This window comes from Pseudomonadota bacterium, assembly GCA_039818985.1.
Lineage (GTDB): Bacteria > Pseudomonadota > Alphaproteobacteria > Sphingomonadales > Sphingomonadaceae > Alterisphingorhabdus.
Window position 1 is genome coordinate 1251151 of record JBCBSU010000001.1, and the last position, 17809, is coordinate 1268959.

Consider the following 17809-nt stretch of genomic DNA (forward strand, 5'->3'; position numbering starts at 1 on the left):
TTTCTATTGCCAGTATGAGGGTCGGGAACGGGTTTTGCCATTCCCTGAGGGATACAGGGTCAATCAGAACATAACAAGAACAAATGGTCTGATACTGTTATTCTTCCATCAGTCTCGGCATCAGTTCGACAAAGTTGCAGGGCCGGTAGCGGCTATCTAGCTGATGACGCAAGATGCCGTCCCACCCATCCTTCACAGCGCCGTTGGAGCCGGGAAGTGCAAAGATATAGGTGCCGCGGGCAAGCACCGCGCAGGCGCGCGACTGGATGGTTGATGTGCCGATATGCTCATAGCTGAGCCAGCGGAACATCTCGCCAAAGCCGGGAATATCCTTGTCCTTGACCTGATCGAGCGCTTCGGGGGTGACGTCGCGTCCGGTAAGGCCGGTGCCGCCAGTGGTGATGACTGCATCGATCATGCGGTCGTCGATCCAGTTGTGCAGCCGTGCCACCAGCCTGCTCCTGTCGTCTTTCTCGATTGCGCGTGCCTGGAGGTGATGACCGGTGTTGATGATGCGATCGGCCAATATGTCGCCCGATGTATCGGTATCTGGGGTACGACTGTCGGAAACGGTCAGCAGCGCGATATTGACCGGAATAAAGCGCTTCTTCTCGTCAATCGCCACCGTCTTGTTCTCCATCAAGCCCGGCGATCCTGGCTGCGTCCTTATCCGGGAAGCGCGGCCACAGGCCCTGGGTCAGGCCATAAGCGCTTTGAGAGGAAATGCCGGCCTGGGCCTCATATTTCCAGTAATTGCGCAGCACGATGCCGACATAGGCGCGGGTCTCATAATAGGGGATGGATTCGATATAGAGCAGCGGGTCGTCCTGGTCCTTGATTTCCTCGTTCCAGCGGCTCACCGGGGTGGTGCCGGCATTATAGGCGGCGATGACCTTGGGCAGAAGACCCTGGGTTTCGGGTTTCTTGCTCAGCGACTGGAGATAGAGCTGGCCCAGCGCCAGATTGGCCTCGGGCTTGGTCAGGTCGGCGGTGCTGATGTCAAGGCTGTAGGCGCGTGCCATGTCGGATGCGGTGCCGGGGCGCAGCTGCATCAGGCCGCGAGCATTGGCCGGGCTGACGGCATCGGTGCGAAACGCCGATTCCTGCCAGACATGGGCATAGACCAGCGCCGGATCGACTTTCCAGCCATTGACCGGGGTCCAGCTTGGCGTCGGGAAATAGGCCTGGTCGCCGAGACGGGCATTGGCCGGTGCATAATGGCCGAGCCATGCCTGTAGCGTTGGCATGCCAATATGACCAGCGAGCTTGACCAGCAGCGCATGATCGACGCCATGGGCACGGCGCGCTTCATGGCGGATGATTTCATCGGCAAGCGAGCCACGGCCAATATCGGCCAGCGCCATCGCCATTTTGGCGTTGCGGCTGCCCTCCAGTGCCTCGCGGTCGGCCCGGGTAAGTTTTGCCGATCCTGCTGGAGCCGCCAGTGACATGCCCAGCGCTTCACGCGCCAACAGGCTGTAGAGCGCATCCTTTTGCTGGGCAGCGGCGCGCAGTGCTGGTTCGACTTTGTGCGGCTGTCCCGCACGCATGGCGGCGCGCGAAGCCCAATAATAGCCGGCGCTTACCAGTTCGGGGTTATCGGCGAAGGTGCCAGTGCGGTGAAAAGCATATTCGGCATGGGCGTAATGACCCAGGCGCCATGCCGCCAGGCCTTTGACCCAGTAGCTGTCGGCGAGCCATGGGCCGGAACCCCGCACCGCCTGACCGGCAACATCAAAGGCCTTTGCCGGCTGATTCTCGATATAATAGGACCATGCGATACGCTGCAGCCATTCGGTACGGCTCTGTTCGCTGATGTCTTTTTCAACAGAGCGGAAATAGGCCATGGCCTGATCGGGATTGTCATTCTTGATCGCGTCAAGAATGGTACCTGCATGATGCCGGTGCAGTGCCTTGGCGCCTTTTACCGGTCGCGGCTTGCCGCGCACAGGCGGACCGGGGCGATAGGACAGGCGGCGGCGGGCATCGTCGATGCCGAGTTGCGTCGCACCGCGTCGGGTGGCGAGGCGACCGATCTGATCAGCTTGCGGGATATAGGGCGCTTCGCCTAGCAGCGTGATCAGCGGTTCGAGTTCGACACGCGGCGAATGCGCGGCGAGATAGAGTTCGGCGCGCAATATCGGTGACAGCAGGTCGTCTTGCGCGGCATCGGCCAGCTGCTGTGCGCGGCGCCAGTTACGGGCATCAAGCGCGATAAAAAAGTCGCGGGCTCGCTGTTCTTCAGTCCGGGACAGAATGTTGTGATCGACGGTATCGGCCGATGCATAATAGTCGTAGCTGGATGGTGCGCTCGCCGCTGTCTCGGCCTGTGCCGGGCTTACGGCAAGGGTGACGACACTAATTCCGGCCAGTGCTTTGAACATCCATCTGCCCCTTCAGTCTGAGCCAGTCTCTCCAGGCGGCGCGTTTCATTGCCGGCTTGGACGCCAATATGCGCGGGTGAAAGCTGGCACTGGCGGGCATATTGCTGCCATCATGGTTAATAAATCGTAACGAACGTCGGTTTTCGGCGAGATCATTGCCAGTAACGGCAATATTGGCGATTTTGCTGCATAGCATGACAGTTTGAGGCTGTAGCAACACCATCTGGTGCGCCACCAATTTGCGCCAGAGCGGTCTGGCCGCAAGCTCTGCTTCGGGATCGGCACAATATTGTGGCAGGATGCTGACAAAAGCGCATTGTTCGCGGGACAGACCAATCGCTTGCATAATCGCATCGAGCATGGCGCCGCTGCTGCCCGAAAACAGTGCATCGCTGTCATCCTCGCAGGGCATGTCGCTGACCAGCAGCAATTTGGGTTCTGTTCGCAATGTCGGTGGCAGGCGTGGGCCAATTCCGCTGCGGGTCTGCAATGCCTCGCTCTCGACCCACCATGGCAGCATCGCCTCAAGGCTTTCGGGAAGGGCAATGCTGCTATCGTCCGGGGCAGGAGGGGCTGCATCACCTTTAGGGGCACGTTTTGGTGCAGCAGCAGCCGATGGCGACGTGCTCCTGGGTTCGGTTGTTTTAGTCGCGGTTCCGCTAACCGGCTCGTCCAGCCACCCACCGGGTGTCTCGGTAAAACCGCTATCGACACCCAGGTCCTGCCACCAGCGCCAATAGCCTTGCAGCGCATCGGCTGTCAGCAAGGACGGGTCAGGGGCAGAATTCTCGGTCATAGGGGCGATGGGACGCTTTGCTTCTCGGTTTCAGCAGGCCTTGCCGTAAGGGAAGGGACAACCCTCTTGGTCAAGCCGCTCCTTTTCGCTATCGGATTGTTGAGTTCAGCGCAATTGCGCACCACATATAAGATATTTCTGCCACCTGTTCCGGCGGCAATTGGGAGTGAATATGAGCGAACGCGAGTCCATGCCTTATGACGTAGTGATTGTCGGTGGCGGCCCGGCAGGGCTGTCCGCGGCGATCCGGCTGAAGCAACTCGCCGCCGAGGCGGAAAGTGAAATCGACGTCTGCATATTGGAAAAAGGTTCGGAAATCGGGGCACATATCCTTTCAGGTGCGGTGATCGATCCGCGCTCGCTCGACGAACTTATTCCAGACTGGCGCGACAAGGGCTGCCCGATGGCCGAAACGCCGGTTACCGATAACCAGCACTGGGTGCTGACCAAGACCCGCAAGTTCGAGATTCCGCACTTTCTGCTGCCGTCCTTCATGAACAACAAGGGCACTTATACAGGCTCGCTGGGCAATATGTGCCGCTGGCTGGCGGAACAGGCGGAAGAGCTGGGTGTCGAGATATTTCCCGGCTTCGCTGCCGCGGAAATCCTCTATAATGAGGATGGGTCGGTCAAGGGCGTTGCAACCGGCGATATGGGCATTGCGCGTGACGGCAGCCAGAAGCCGGATTATCAGCCAGGACTGGAGTTGCACGCAAAATATACTTTCTTTGCAGAAGGTGTGCGCGGGCATCTTACAAAGCTTCTCAAGAAGCAGTTCGATCTGGAAAAGGATTGTGAACCGCAGGTCTATGGTCTTGGTATCAAGGAATTGTGGGACATCGCGCCGGAAAAGCATGTTCCCGGCCGGGTGATTCATGCTCAGGGCTGGCCGCTCGGCGCTGGCGCCAATGGCGGCGGCTTTCTCTACCACCAGGCTGATGGCCAGGTCGCGCTTGGCTATGTCACCTGGCTCAACTACAGGAACCCGCATCTCAAACCGTTTGAGGAGATGCAGCGCTGGAAGACGCATCCGGATATCCGCAAGATCCTCGAAGGTGGCAAGCGCGTGTCCTATGGCGCGCGTGCGATCAATGATGGCGGCTTGCAGTCCATCCCCAGGCTGACCTTCCCGGGTGGTGCGCTGATTGGTTGTTCCGCCGGTTTTCTGAACGTACCGCGGATCAAGGGCACGCATACGGCGATGAAGTCGGGCATGATGGCGGCAGAAGCCGCCTTTGGCGCTATTCAACAGCAGCGCAGCAGCGATGAGCTGACCGCCTATACCGACGCGTTCGAGAATAGCTGGGTCAAGACCGAACTCAGCAAGGTGCGCAATGTCGTGCCGCTGGTGAAGAAATTTGATGATCTGCTCGGCTCTTTCTTTGCTGGCATCACCATGTGGCTCGAGCATCTCGGTATCAGGGTGCCGTTCACCATGGGACACAAGCCCGATCACAGCTATTTGGTGCGCAAGGAACATGCGCATCCGATTGAATATCCCAAGCCGGATAATGAGATCACCTTTGACCGGCTTTCCTCGGTGTTTCTCTCCAACACCAACCATGAAGAAGACCAGCCGGTGCATCTACAGCTCAAGGACCCGGAGATTCCGATTGCGCACAATCTGCCGCTCTATGACGAGCCTGCACAGCGCTATTGCCCCGCGGGTGTCTATGAAGTCGTTGAAGAGGATGACGGGTCGAAGCGGTTCCAGATCAATGCCCAGAACTGCGTCCATTGCAAAACCTGTGACATCAAGGATCCGACCCAGAACATCAACTGGGTGACACCCGAAGGCGGGGGCGGGCCCAACTATCCCAATATGTAGCCTATGGCTGCGGATAGTCCGGGACAGCGACCCAGCGACAGGAAATTACCGTGGAATTAAGCCAGATAGCGCCTGCCAAGCTGAACCTGGCGCTGCATGTGCGGGCGCGCCGTGCCGATGGATATCATGACCTGGAAACGCTTTTCTGTTTTCTCGGCGATGGCGACAGGCTGGTGGTGCGGCCCGCTGACGATCTGTCGCTCGCAATAACAGGTCCCTTTGGTGCCGGGCTGCCGGTCGCTGCCGATAATCTGGTGCTGCGCGCGGCGCGGTTGCTCGCTGAAGAGACGAATATAGCATCCGGGGCGCATATCGTGCTGGAGAAGAACCTGCCGGTTGCCTCGGGCATTGGCGGCGGCTCGGCCGATGCGGCGGCGGCGCTGCGGCTGCTTAACCGGTTGTGGCGGCTAGACTGGGCGCTGGAGCGGCTTGCCGCTCTCGGCGCCGGGCTGGGTGCAGATGTCCCGGCCTGTATCCATAGTCGCTATTGCGTTGCGAGCGGGGTAGGTGACGTGATGACGTTTGCACCCTCGATCCTGCCCAATCGCACCCCGATATTGCTGGTTAACCCGCTACAAACGGTGTCAACGCCGGCAGTGTTCCAGGGCTGGGACCGAGAGGATCGCGGTCCTTTGCCAACGCAGCCGAGCATAGCGGAATTATCCGGCACCACACGCAATGACCTGACGCCATCAGCCATAAACCAGTGCCCGGCCATTACCGGCATATTGGAGGCGCTTGATATAACCGGCGCAGAACTGGTGCGTATGTCGGGCTCTGGTGCGACCTGCTTTGCCCTTTATCGTGATGCCGTCGTCAGGGACCGCGCGGCGGCTGATATAGCCGCGCGCTTTCCCGAATACTGGATGCTGGCAACCCACAGTGTCGATCATGACTTTAGCGGCTGATATGGCACATTTTGAACCGGTTGAGCATATGGCGGCACGGAAGGGCGCATTGCTGGAATCGCTGTTGATCATTGGCGATCATGCCTCGAACCATGTGCCCGACAATATTCAACTGGGTCTGGCGCCCTATGTCATGCAGACGCACCGTGCAGTCGATCTCGGTACAGAACAGCTTTCGATGCTGCTGGCCGAGCGTTTTGGCTGTGCCGTCGCCAATGCCCGCGCTTCGCGGCTGGTGGTCGACCTGAACCGCCATCGCGATGATCCCGATGTCATTCCCCATGCCAGCGATGCGGTGGAAATTCCCGGCAACCGGCTCGACGAGACAGCGCATGAAGCACGGCTTGATCGTTATTATGACAGCTATCATCGAAGAATCGGCGAGATCATCGCCAGTATCAACCCGAAGCTACTGATCTTCTTGCACAGTTTTGCATCGAAGCTCGACAGTCAGCAGCATCAGAGCCGACCCTGGCATATCGGGATCATGTATGATGATGATGATCGTGCAGGACAAGTGGCGCTGGATTATTTTCATTCGGTCGATATCCCGGTTGGTGATCAGCTGCCCTATTCGGGGAAGATTTATAACAGTTCGATATCTCGTCATGGCGATCGCAATGGCATTGCCTGTCTCGGTCTGGAGATACGCCAGGACCGGCTTGCCAATGCCGCTGGCCGGGCGGTCATGGCGGATCATGTCGGTGCCATGGCCGAGGCGATAGTGCAGGCGCTGTTGCTAGAGGCGTAAGCGGATAGGCTAATGTGCTATGCCATACGCTTTAGCGCTGTTTTTTCATCACTGCCTTGCTTAGGATAGCCACTATGAGCAAGACATTCGACAAAAACACGCTGCCCAGCCGCCATGTCTCGGTCGGCCCGGAACGCGCACCGCACCGCAGCTATTATTATGCCATGGGTCTGACCGAGGAAGAGATTGCCCGGCCTTTTGTCGGTGTGGTCTCGGCGGGCAATGACAGTGCCCCGTGCAACACCACGCTCGATGCCCAGGCGGATGTATGCCGTGAGGGTGTCAATGCCGGGGGCGGTATGCCGCGGCGGTTCAACACCATTACCGTCACCGATGGCATTGCCATGGGGCATCAGGGGATGAAGGCCTCGCTGGTCAGCCGCGAGGTGATTGCCGACTCGGTCGAACTGTCGGTGCGCGGCCATTGTTACGATGCGCTGGTCGGTTTTGCCGGCTGCGACAAGAGTCTGCCGGGCATGATGATGGCGATGCTGCGGCTCAATATTCCGGCGATCTTCGTCTATGGCGGATCGATCCTGCCCGGTGTCTATCGCGGTGAGGATGTCACTGTGGTTGATGTGTTTGAGGCGGTGGGCCAGCATTCTGCCGGAAATTGCCCTTTGACCGAGCTGATTGCGCTGGAAAAGGTTGCCTGCCCCGGTCACGGCGCCTGTGGCGGCCAGTTTACCGCCAACACCATGGCCTGTGTCGGTGAGGCAATTGGTTTGTCCCTGCCAAGCAGCAATATGGTGCCTGCAGCCTATAAATCGCGCGAAGAGATCGCCCGCGCCGCTGGCGAGCAGGTGATGCAATTGCTCGCCGATGATCTGCGTCCGCGCGACATCTGTACTCGTAAGGCGTTCGAAAATGCCGCACGTGTGGTTGCGGCGACTGGTGGGTCGACCAATGCAGCGCTGCATCTGCCAGCCATGGCGCATGAGGCGGGCATCCGCTTCGGCCTTGAAGACGTTGCGGCGATGTTCCGCGAAACCCCCTATATTGCCGATCTCAAACCTGGCGGTCGCTATGTCGCGCGTGATCTGCACGAGGCCGGCGGCGTCTATATGGTGATGAAGAGCCTGATGCGCGAAAATCTGCTGCATCCGGATTGTATCACCGCGACAGGGAAGACGCTGGGCGAGAATATCGATGAGGTCAGCTGGAATCCCGACCAGAAAGTGATCTATGACGTCAAGACGCCGATCACGCCGACCGGCGGTGTTGTGGGGCTGAAGGGCTCGCTGGCACCCGAGGGGGCGATTGTGAAGATCGCCGGAATGCAGACGCTCAGCTTCTCCGGCCCGGCCCGGGTTTTTGAGTGTGAAGAGGATGCCTTTGCTGCGGTCGAGGCGCGGGATATCGCCGAGGGTTGTGTTATCGTCATCCGCAATGAGGGACCGCGCGGCGGCCCCGGCATGCGCGAGATGCTGGCGACGACTGCGGCGCTTTATGGCCAGGGCATGGGGGAAAAGGTTGCGCTGATTACCGATGGCCGCTTTTCCGGCGCTACGCGCGGTTTCTGTATTGGCCATGTCGGGCCGGAAGCTGCGATGGGCGGACCGATCGGGCTGGTTCAGGATGGCGACCCGATCAGCATCGATGCCGAAGCCGGCACCATCGATCTGCATGTCGATGAGGAAGAGCTGACGCAAAGGCGACAGCATTGGCAGGAACATCCCAATGACTATGGTTCGGGTGCGTTGTGGCGCTATGCGCAAAATGTTGGACCCGCTGCCGATGGCGCGGTAACGCATCCGGGGGCTGCCGAAGAGCGGCATGTCTATGCGGATATCTGATGGGGGACAGCGGGTATAATGGCATTTGAGAAGAAGATTCTTGCTGTGTCAGTGCTTTGTGCTTTGATCATGGGCTGTGGTACTGAAGTGACGGATAATGGCGGGGGTGGCAGCGATGCCAGTAACGATAGCGCCGCCGCGGCAGTGGCCAGAGATGACGGTACATTGTCATGTGCTCTTGGCGGCGTGGAGGAATTCACCCGCAGCTGCGATATCGAGCGGCTGAGCAATGATGAAGGCAAGCAGATGATCTTCCGCCATCCCGATGGCGGATTCCGGCGGTTTCTCGTGGTGACCGATGGCCGCGCACTTGTGGCGGCGGATGGTGCCGATGATGCAATAGTCACCATTATCGGCGAAAACCGTATCGAGGTTCAGGTCGAGAATGACCGCTATCAGTTGCCTGCGCGTGTAGCCGATAAAGACAAAGATGACGGCTGATCATCTGCGCCGCGATCTGCACGGTCGCGCGATTGTCTCGGTGGCCGAGATGCAGGCGGCTGAACAGGCAGTGTTCGACAGCGGCGTGTCGGTCGAGGAACTGATGCAACAGGCGGGCGAAGGTGCCGCCGAAATCATCTGGCGCATTGGTGGCACAACGCCCACGCTTGTCCTTTGCGGTCCCGGTAATAATGGTGGTGATGGCTATGTCATTGCCGAATATCTGCGCCAAAAGGGTGTGGATGTGCAGGTTGCGGCGATGCACGAACCGAGCAGCAAGGCAGGCTTGTGGGCGTCCAAACGCTATCAGGGCGAAACGGTACCGCTGGATGCGGCGACGCCAAGGCCGCAGGCCGTCGATGCACTGTTCGGTACCGGACAGGATCGCGACCTTGCTCCGGAACTGGTTGCCATGGCGTCACCGTTGTTGAAGCGGGCCCAGCGGCGCATCGCTATCGATCTGCCGAGCGGCATAGACAGCGACAATGGCGCCGACAGGGAAAGTATGGTGCATTATCATCATACAATCACACTCGGTGCGTATAAATATGCCCATTTTGAAGGATATGGATCGCATATCTGCGGTGAACTATCACTTGTGCCTCTGCCAGTCACATTGCCTGAAACTGCGCCTGTTACGCTGGCCAGGCCGGTATTTAGCGGTCCGGAAGCCGACAGCCATAAATATCGCCGTGGCATGGTCGTGATTGTCGCTGGCGCTATGGTTGGTGCCGCGATATTGGCGGCAAAGGCGGCCTCACATGCCGGCGCAGGCTATGTCTTGATTGCCGGAAAAGGCTCTGCACCGGGCGAGTTGCCCACCGATATCATCTGGCGCGACACCAAAGATGACGTCGCTCTGGATGAATTACTGGCGGATCCGCGCATTGGCACGATTGTTATCGGCCCCGGGCTGGGGCGTGATGACTGTGCCGCACAGCGTTTCGAAGCAGCGCTTGAGGCGGGTGCCAGGCTGGTCATCGATGCCGATGCGCTCTATCTGCTCAATCACGACCATATCGCGACGATGGCCGGACGTGCCGTCCTGACGCCGCATGGCGGAGAGTTCAGCGCGCTGTCACGGCTGTTCGATGGAAAGAGCAACGAAAAAGGGCCGGGCAAGATTGAACGGACCCGGATGCTGGCCGATGCGCTTGGCTGTGCGCTGCTGCATAAGGGGCCGCTGACCGTCATGGCGGCACCCGATGAAGCCGTTGTCATCGACGCCTTTGGCAGCAAATGGCTCTCTGTCGCGGGCAGCGGCGACGTCCTGTCTGGAGTTATTGCCGCACGACTGGCGACGGCGCGCAGCAAACCGCATCAGGCGGCGCAACAGGGACAATGGCTACACAGCAAGGCGGCGCAGTTGTTGCCACCGCCCTTTACGGCTTCGCAGCTTGCCCATGCGCTGTCATCTGCAACAGCATTGTGTCTGGAGAAAGACGCAATCTGATGGGCGAAGAGGACAGCCTTGTGATCCGCCTCGCGGCGCGCGGCGACGGCGTCACCGCGTCAGGACGGCACGTTCCCGGGGCTGCGCCAGGTGATCGGGTTAGGGATGATGGCGGCCTTGATCATGGCACGCATCATGTCGTGCCGCCCTGCCGTCATCATGATCTGTGTGGCGGCTGCTCGCTGCAGCATGTCGATGAGCAGAGCTATGCCGTCTTTCTGCATGACAGGGTAACCAATACGCTGGCGGCGCAGCGGTTAATCGACGTCTCTGTCGCCGAACCGAAAATATCGCTGCCGCTCAGCCGCCGACGCACATCGTTGCGCGCTATTCGTCATGGCAAAACGCTGCATCTCGGCTACAATACCGCCCAGTCACACCGGGTGATCAACATTGCCGAGTGCCCGGTATTGCACCCCGATCTGTTCGCCTGCGTTATGGCTTTGCGCGTGTTGTTGCAGGGCTGGACTGATCCCCGCCTTAATCTGACACTCCACCTGAATATCGCTGATCAAGGCATTGACTGTGCGTTGAAGAATATCAATCCTGACAGTCTTGACGAATATGAGAGCCTGACAGGTTTCGCTGCCCAACAGAATCTGGCGCGACTGGTGATCGATCGCGGCGATGGCTGGGAAACACTTTACGAGCCCGAGCCAGTGACGGTCAGCTTTGCCGGGCATGCCGTCAACACACCGCCGAGTAGCTTTTTACAGGCCACAATCGAAGGCGAAGCGGCGCTGGTCGCGGCAGTGCAGCAGGGAATAGGCGATGCCCGGATCATTGCCGATCTGTTTTGTGGCATCGGCACATTTGCGCTGAATCTGGCCGATGGCCGCAAAGTCTATGCCGCCGAAGCCGGGCGCGATGCGCTATTGGCGCTCAAAGCCGCTGCCAATCGTGCCAGTCTGCCTATTTTCACGGAGCATCGCGACCTCTACCGTCGACCGTTGAGCGCCAGGGAAATATCGCGTTTCGATGCGGTGATAATTGACCCGCCGCGTGCCGGGGCGAAGGAGCAGGTCAAGGAGATTGCGCAATCGGACCTGAAGAAACTGGTCTATGTTAGCTGCAATCCCGCAACATTTGCGCGTGATACCAGGGTGTTATGCGATTCTGGCTGGATTCTGGAGCTGGTGCAGCCGGTTGGTCAGTTTCTGTGGTCGACCCATGTCGAGCTGGCCGCTCGATTTACCCGCAGTGCACCTTAGCCGGACCAGACAACGCCATCCTGTGGCCGCCGGTTGACGCTGAGTTCGAAGACATCGGGTCGCGAATAATGGCCATCGGTGTCGAGTGAGGTCAGTGCCTCGCCAATCTGGTCCAGATCGAGCTCGGCGGTGATGATCTCGCTCTGACTGCCTGCCTGGGCCATGACCTCGGTATCGGGTGCAACAATCTGGCTATTGCCGCTCTGCAACTGACCTTCGGGCATCTGTGCGAACAGCGCTGCCGCCTCGGCATTGCCGCCGACGCGTTCGAGGCCTTCAAACAGATCGTCGCGATGCTGGATCGTGCCTGCGGCGAGGACGAAACAGCGCCCTTCAAAGGCATAGTGGCGCGACGCAATGGCATAGCTTTCGCGCACCGTCGGCCAGGCGGCGACATGGATATGTTCGCCCTGATTGTGCATCGCTGCGCGCGCCAGTGGCATCCAATTCTCCCAGCAGATCAGGCTGCCGACAATGGTGCCGTCGCTGGTGCCATGCACATCAAGCGTGGAGCCATCGCCACGCATCCAGATCAGCCGCTCGCCATGGGTCGGCACCAGCTTGCGATGGCTGAGTGATGCCTGTCCCGGGCGGAACAGTATCTGGTTGTTATACAGGCTATTGCGGCGGCGTTCATGTGCCCCGACTGACACCATGACGTCATGACGGTCAACCAGCTCCTGCAATGGCGCCAGCCTCTCGTCGCCCTCGATAATCGCATTTTCCAGCATGATCCGGTGCAGCGCCCGGGTGCCGGGATGATCCCATAAAGCAGCATCCGAGGCTTCATCGAGCCATAGTGGATAGCCGCCGAGAAAAGTCTCGCCGAAAGCGACAATCTGCGCCCCGTTTTTCGCCGCACTGGAAACATGCTCGACCAGCTGGTCGATGCCATGGCCGATGGCCAGCGGTATCGGTGCGGCCTGGACAATGGCGGCGGTAACGGTCTTTGGCATGATCATTCCTTGTAGCCGGAGCGGGGCAGAAGTGCGTGTAGCTTACCCTTTGTTCGCTACCGGAGCCAGAATGTTACGCCTGCAGAAAGAACATTCTAGCCATGCGATATCAGCACCGCGATTCCGGCATGGACAACCAGCGCGATCAGGCACAGGCTCGACAAGGCAAAAATGGCGAACCGCACTACAACCCGGTTGACCGTGACCTGGACCAGACTGTGGACGATGCGCAGGCCGACATAGGCCCAGGCCAGCATCAGGTTGAGCCCGGTGCCCAGGCCAACCAGATGCAACACGATAGCGGTTGCATAAAAGATGGTCGGTTGTTCCATCAAATGGTTGTAATTATGCGCTTTCCACTGAACTTCGGCGGGAAGCACCTGATCAAGGTCAGCGCCAATTCCGCCGACCAGATTGGCGGCATCGATATTGGCCTTGCTCATTGCCGGCAAGCGGGTGGCATACATCCACAGCCACATGACCATGGTCCAGCCGAGCAAAACGACAACAGGTTGCAGGATAAATCCGGACATTATTCTCTCCCGAAATTCGATAAAAGGGCTGTCAAAGCATGTTGAGCAGGGCGGTGAGCGCCAGGGCAATCAGGCAGAAGGTCGATGCGAGGAACAGCAGAAATCGGACCGTCACGGTGTTGACCAGCGATTGCCACAGGCTGTGGACAATGCGCAGTCCGACATAGGCCCAGCTTACCCCGATGGTGAGATCCGATACGCCATTGGACAATGTGAGGATCACGATAGTGGCATAGAAAAGTGTCGGCTGTTCCATGAGATGGGTGTGATTATGCGATTTCCAAGCGACCTGCGGCGGCACCACCGGGTCGACATCCGGCCCCCGTCCACCGGGCTTGGCGGCCATGTCGATACCCATCTTCTTGAGGGCAGGCAGGCGGGTTCCGGCCATCCAGAACAGCATGACGAGAGTCCACAGCACAAGAACAGTGGCGGGAACAAGCAGGGCGGTATTCATATCGCGATACTCCGCAGGGACAAGGTCGCCCTGAGTGCGTCAAAGGCGATAGATTGTCAATTGCAACCGAATTAACCGTTGCCAGAGCCGGTTTACCGCGAAAAGCTGACGACATTGTCGGCCGAGAGGGGGCCGGTTTCGCTGCCGTCATAGAGGCTGGCCATCGGCTCGTCCTCGGCATCATATTGCAGCGTGTCGCCAAAGCCGTTGAACGCGGTGCGCATCGCTGCGCCATAGGCACCGATCATGCCGATTTCGATATAGTCACCGCTGGCAATGGTGTCAGGCAGCAGGAACGGCCCAGCCATATGGTCGAGATCATCGCAGGTTGGACCAAAAAAACTGAATGCCGTCAGCTCGCTACTGTCATTGCCCAGCGCCTTTACCGGGAAGCGCCAGCCGATATGCGCGGCATCGAAAAGCGCGCCATAGGCACCGTCATTGATGTAGAGTTCTTGGCCACGACGGCGTTCGACGCGCACGATCAGGCTGTTATATTCGGCGCACAGGGCTCGGCCTGGCTCGCACCACAATTCGGCAGAATAGCTGATCGGAAGGCTCTCGAAGGTGCGGTCGATAATCGCGAAATAGTCGCGCAGCGGCGGCGGTGTCATATCGGGATAGAGTGACGGAAAACCGCCACCGACATCAACAATGTCGACGGTAACCGAAGCATCGACAATCGCCGCGCGCACACGCTCCAGTGCCTGGACATAGGCATGCGGCGTCATGGCCTGACTGCCGACATGGAAACAGATGCCGAGTGTGTCGGCGACCTGCCGCGTCTCCTGTAGTAGCGGAGTAATTTCATCGCCCATAGCGCCGAATTTCGCGGCGAGGCTGAGTTCGGCATGCTCGGAAGAAACGCGGATGCGTACACACAGCGTCAGGTCATCGGCATCATCGGTTGCGGTGCGAATTTTGGCCAGCTCATCTTCGCCATCGAGCGCGAAAATGCGGACACCATGGGTGAAATAGGCCTCGCGGATCGCCTCGCGTGTCTTGACCGGATGCATGAAGCACAGCACCGCCTGTGGCAGTGTTGCCGCGACAATCCGGACCTCGGCAATCGAGGCGACATCATAATGGGTGATGCCGGCTTCCCAAAGATGCCGGAGCAGTTCCGGTGATGGATTGGCCTTCACCGCATAGAGCGATTTGCCTGGGAAATGCTCGACAAAATAGCGCGCGGCACGGTGCGCCGCATGCGGACGGTTGAGCGTGACGGGCTGGTCAGGCTGGAGCCTGTCGATCAGCGCTGTGGCGTCAGGAAAGCTGGACAACTCAAGGGACCCCCAAAAATCAGTAAAGACCAAACGCTGCCTTGCGGTTTGGAAGTCCCCTTGGGGCAGCGGAAGGGCGCTATATGACTGGCGCGCAAAAATGTAAAGGCCTAACGCATCCGGAAAGCGAAAGGTTGCACCGATGCGGAAATAATGTTGCGAGCCGGTAAGTTCTAGCTCAACCGATCGCGGAATGAGGTCCAGTCAAACTCTTTCACACAGCGCAGTTCATCGGTTCCGCTGTTCCATAACCAGATAGAGGGCAGAGCAACGCCGTTGAAAGTGGTGGTCTTGACCATCGAATAATGCGCTTGGTCGAGAAAGGCGAAACGCTGCGCCGGCTCTACTGGCACCGGCAGGCGATAATCACCGATGACATCGCCGGCGAGGCAGGATGGCCCGCCCAGTCGTACCGGCTCGCCATTGCGCTGTTCGTGCAGCATGGCTGGACGATAAGGTGCCTCAATCACATCGGGCATATGGCAGGTTGCTGAGATATCGGTGATGGCAACGGGCATGCCATTGTCAAACACGTCAAGTATTTCGCCGACCAATATCCCGGCATCCAGCGCAACAGCTTCGCCCGGCTCGAGGTAAACCTCGCATCCTGATGTCTCGCGCAAATCCTCAAGAAACGCCACCAGCTCTTCGCGGTCATAATCATCGCGGGTGATATGATGGCCACCCCCAAGGTTGAGCCATTTCAGCTGGTCAACATGATCGGCGATATAGGGCACAATCGCTTCCCATGTCTCATAGAGCGGCTCAAAATTCTGCTCGCACAACGTGTGGAAATGCAGGCCGTCTATCGTTTCAAAATGGGCTTCATTGAGTTGATCGATTGGGAAACCAAGGCGACTATGCGGACTGCAAGGGTCATATTTGGCGACTTCACCCAGGGCCAGCATGGGGTTGATGCGGAGGCCGATATCAAACTGCTCACCACCATCGCGCAGGCCACGGATCAAGGCGCTATGTGTGGCGATCTGGCCGGGTGTGTTGAAGATGACATGATCGGATATCGCTGCAATTTCTGGCAGTTCCGCCGCTTTATAGGCGGGCGAATAGGTAGCAATTTCGCCCTCATATTTGTCATAGCCGAGCCGGGCTTCCCAAAGACCCGATGCGCAGACCCCATCGAGATATTCAGCGATCAGCGGTGCAACCTCCCACATGGAGAAGGCTTTCAGGGCCGAAAGGATATGCGCACCGGAGCGGTGTTTGGTATCTGCCAGTATCTCCAGATTGGCGCGCAGCTTCGCCTCATCAATCACAAATGCAGGGGAAGGCACGCGGTTCAGGTCAAAATGGGCAAAGGCGCCCGGGTCTCCGGCTTTGGTTTGCATCTGAGATTTTCCTTCCCGTTCGCCTCGAGCGAAGTCGAGAGGCTATCGCCGTGACTGTCTGTGTCTCGACTTCGCTCGACACGAACGGGGGAGGTGTGTCAAGCGGTGCTGGAGAATATCGCCTCGGTTTATTGTCATTGCGAGGAGCGAAGCGACGCGGCAATCCAGGGCAGCTGCGTTCGGCTCTGGATTGCTTCGCTGCGCTCGCAATGACGCTTTATAACCTATTGCAACATTATAACCTATTGCGACAAATCAGTTCGTAATTGCAACGTAATTATCGACTAAGCATTATCAATGTTTCATAGGAACGATGAAGGGATGCAAAAGGCGGCAAGGTGAATAAAGCGCAGACCATCGACCAAGTGATACCGCAGGACAGCGCCTTGCTGTCCGGTACCCGCCTGTACCTGCTCGCCTTTGCCAGTGCGATTGTTACCGCCAATGCCTATTATATCCACCCCATTGTCGCGATGGTGGCCGAGGATTTCGGCGTCGGAAAAGCGCTGATCGGCGCGGTGCCGGCGCTTAACCAGATCGCGCTGGCGGTGGGTATCTTCTTCCTCCTGCCTCTGGGCGACAGGCTCGGCAACGCCAAGCTGGCGGGATGGTTTTCCGCGGCGCAATTTGTCTCAGTGGTGATCATGGCGCTGGCGGGCAATTTTGTGTTGTTTGTCATCGGGTCAATGCTGCTCGGTCTGTTCACCATCACACCCTATCTGGTCCCCGCCTATGTCTCCAAGCGCACCGATCCGGCGAAAATGGGCCACGCGATGGCGGTGCTCACCACCGGCATCATCCTCGGCATATTGGGCGCGCGCCTCGGCGCAGGGCTGGTGGGCGAGTATTTTGGCTGGCGCAATGTCTATTATATCGCGGCGGTCCTCATGCTGATTTTCTCGGTGCTGTTGCCGATGATCATGCGCCAGCCGCGATCCGACAGCGTGGCGACCACCGATATCTCCTATGGCGCGCTGCTGGCCTCGACCCTGCCCATGGCGTGGCAGTATAAGCACGTGCTGCTTTCGGGCGCGATACAGGGGCTCAATTTCGGCATTTTCCTGGCGCTATGGATGGGCATTGGCCTGCATTTGCCGACCATTGGCTATGGCTCGGATGTCGTCGGCTATCTCACCGCCATTGCCATCGTCAATCTGTTCAGCACCCCGATGCTCGGCCGCTGGAGTGACCGCGTCGGCGCCACCCGCGCGCGGATGATGATGGCGATGATCCAGATGGTCGGGATTATGCTGCTGTTCTTTTCCGGCGGGAGTATCTGGCTGCTGATCGTGCCGATCCTGATCTTGAATATTGTCGGCCCGGTAATCGATGTCGCAGGACGTGCCTCTTTCCTCACCGAGACACCGGAAATCCGCACGCGGCTGATGACGATCTATATCATGCTGATGTTTATCGGCGGCGGCCTGGCGAGCTGGGCCGGGACTGCGGTCTATGCTGCGGCGGGGTGGTTTGGGACATCACTGCTGGTGCTGATGATGTCGGTGCTGGTGTTGGGGTTGTCGTGGTTGGGAACGCGCCAGTCAGTTAAGAAAATCTAAGGTATCCCGGTTTTTCGTCATTGCGAGGAGCGAAGCGACGCGGCAATCCAGAACATAGCAAGACGCCCTGGATTGCTTCGCTGCGCTCGCAATGACGGAAACTTGCA

Annotated in this window: 16 protein-coding genes; 8 read left to right on the top strand and 8 right to left on the bottom strand. The window is 58.7% G+C overall.

Features of this window, described 5'->3' with window-relative positions; translation table 11 throughout:
* Nucleotides 1–97: 97 nt before the first annotated feature.
* From moaB to AAFX04_05960, 3 genes are read right to left on the bottom strand one after another with little or no spacing between them, the layout of a single operon-like run.
* Complete coding sequence (gene moaB / locus AAFX04_05950; protein ID MEO1044963.1) at nt 98–625, bottom strand: molybdenum cofactor biosynthesis protein B; 528 nt, start codon at nt 623–625, stop codon at nt 98–100.
* Entirely contained in the window at nt 615–2384 is a 1770-nt protein-coding gene (locus tag AAFX04_05955) for a lytic transglycosylase domain-containing protein (protein ID MEO1044964.1), read from the bottom strand. The genes moaB and AAFX04_05955 overlap by 11 nt, the downstream gene beginning before the upstream one ends.
* Entirely contained in the window at nt 2359–3180 is an 822-nt protein-coding gene (locus tag AAFX04_05960; GenBank protein ID MEO1044965.1) for a uracil-DNA glycosylase family protein, read from the bottom strand. The genes AAFX04_05955 and AAFX04_05960 overlap by 26 nt, the downstream gene beginning before the upstream one ends.
* Before the next feature lie 172 nt (nt 3181–3352).
* Between AAFX04_05960 and AAFX04_05965 the strand changes: the two genes are divergently transcribed.
* The 7 genes from AAFX04_05965 (at nt 3353) to AAFX04_05995 (ending at nt 11568) form a co-directional block, all read left to right on the top strand.
* Nucleotides 3353–5008: an electron transfer flavoprotein-ubiquinone oxidoreductase gene (locus AAFX04_05965; protein ID MEO1044966.1), complete on the top strand. Its 1656-nt coding sequence runs from the start codon at nt 3353–3355 to the stop codon at nt 5006–5008.
* Between the two features lie 50 nt (nt 5009–5058).
* Nucleotides 5059–5916, top strand: coding sequence for a 4-(cytidine 5'-diphospho)-2-C-methyl-D-erythritol kinase (locus tag AAFX04_05970; GenBank protein MEO1044967.1), 858 nt, complete (start codon nt 5059–5061; stop codon nt 5914–5916).
* 1 nt (nt 5917) lies between these two features.
* Nucleotides 5918–6667 (top strand): N-formylglutamate amidohydrolase, encoded by a 750-nt coding sequence (locus tag AAFX04_05975; GenBank protein MEO1044968.1) that lies wholly within the window; start codon nt 5918–5920, stop codon nt 6665–6667.
* Nucleotides 6668–6741: 74 nt separating this feature from the next.
* Entirely contained in the window at nt 6742–8463 is a 1722-nt protein-coding gene (gene ilvD / locus AAFX04_05980; protein ID MEO1044969.1) for a dihydroxy-acid dehydratase, read from the top strand.
* Between the two features lie 69 nt (nt 8464–8532).
* Nucleotides 8533–8904 (top strand): hypothetical protein, encoded by a 372-nt coding sequence (locus tag AAFX04_05985; GenBank protein ID MEO1044970.1) that lies wholly within the window; start codon nt 8533–8535, stop codon nt 8902–8904.
* Nucleotides 8894–10357, top strand: a complete 1464-nt coding sequence (locus AAFX04_05990; protein MEO1044971.1) for an NAD(P)H-hydrate dehydratase — start codon at nt 8894–8896, stop codon at nt 10355–10357. Before AAFX04_05985 ends, AAFX04_05990 begins: the two co-directional genes overlap by 11 nt.
* Nucleotides 10357–11568: a class I SAM-dependent RNA methyltransferase gene (locus AAFX04_05995; protein ID MEO1044972.1), complete on the top strand. Its 1212-nt coding sequence runs from the start codon at nt 10357–10359 to the stop codon at nt 11566–11568. The genes AAFX04_05990 and AAFX04_05995 overlap by 1 nt, the downstream gene beginning before the upstream one ends.
* On the opposite strand, the gene AAFX04_06000 is transcribed toward AAFX04_05995, so the two are convergent.
* The 5 genes from AAFX04_06000 to AAFX04_06020 form a co-directional block, all read right to left on the bottom strand.
* Entirely contained in the window at nt 11565–12524 is a 960-nt protein-coding gene (locus tag AAFX04_06000; GenBank protein MEO1044973.1) for a carbon-nitrogen hydrolase family protein, read from the bottom strand. The two genes, AAFX04_05995 and AAFX04_06000, sit on opposite strands and share 4 nt — an antisense overlap.
* A gap of 95 nt (nt 12525–12619) precedes the next feature.
* Entirely contained in the window at nt 12620–13057 is a 438-nt protein-coding gene (locus tag AAFX04_06005) for an MAPEG family protein (GenBank protein ID MEO1044974.1), read from the bottom strand.
* Nucleotides 13058–13088: 31 nt separating this feature from the next.
* Nucleotides 13089–13514, bottom strand: a complete 426-nt coding sequence (locus tag AAFX04_06010) for an MAPEG family protein (protein MEO1044975.1) — start codon at nt 13512–13514, stop codon at nt 13089–13091.
* Nucleotides 13515–13606: 92 nt separating this feature from the next.
* A complete protein-coding gene (locus AAFX04_06015) occupies nt 13607–14797 on the bottom strand; it encodes a type III PLP-dependent enzyme (protein ID MEO1044976.1) in 1191 nt (396 codons plus the stop codon).
* 173 nt (nt 14798–14970) lie between these two features.
* Nucleotides 14971–16143 (bottom strand): carboxynorspermidine decarboxylase, encoded by a 1173-nt coding sequence (locus AAFX04_06020; GenBank protein MEO1044977.1) that lies wholly within the window; start codon nt 16141–16143, stop codon nt 14971–14973.
* Between the two features lie 338 nt (nt 16144–16481).
* On the opposite strand from AAFX04_06020, the gene AAFX04_06025 reads away from it, so the two are divergent.
* Entirely contained in the window at nt 16482–17702 is a 1221-nt protein-coding gene (locus AAFX04_06025) for an MFS transporter (GenBank protein MEO1044978.1), read from the top strand.
* Nucleotides 17703–17809 lie beyond the last annotated feature (107 nt).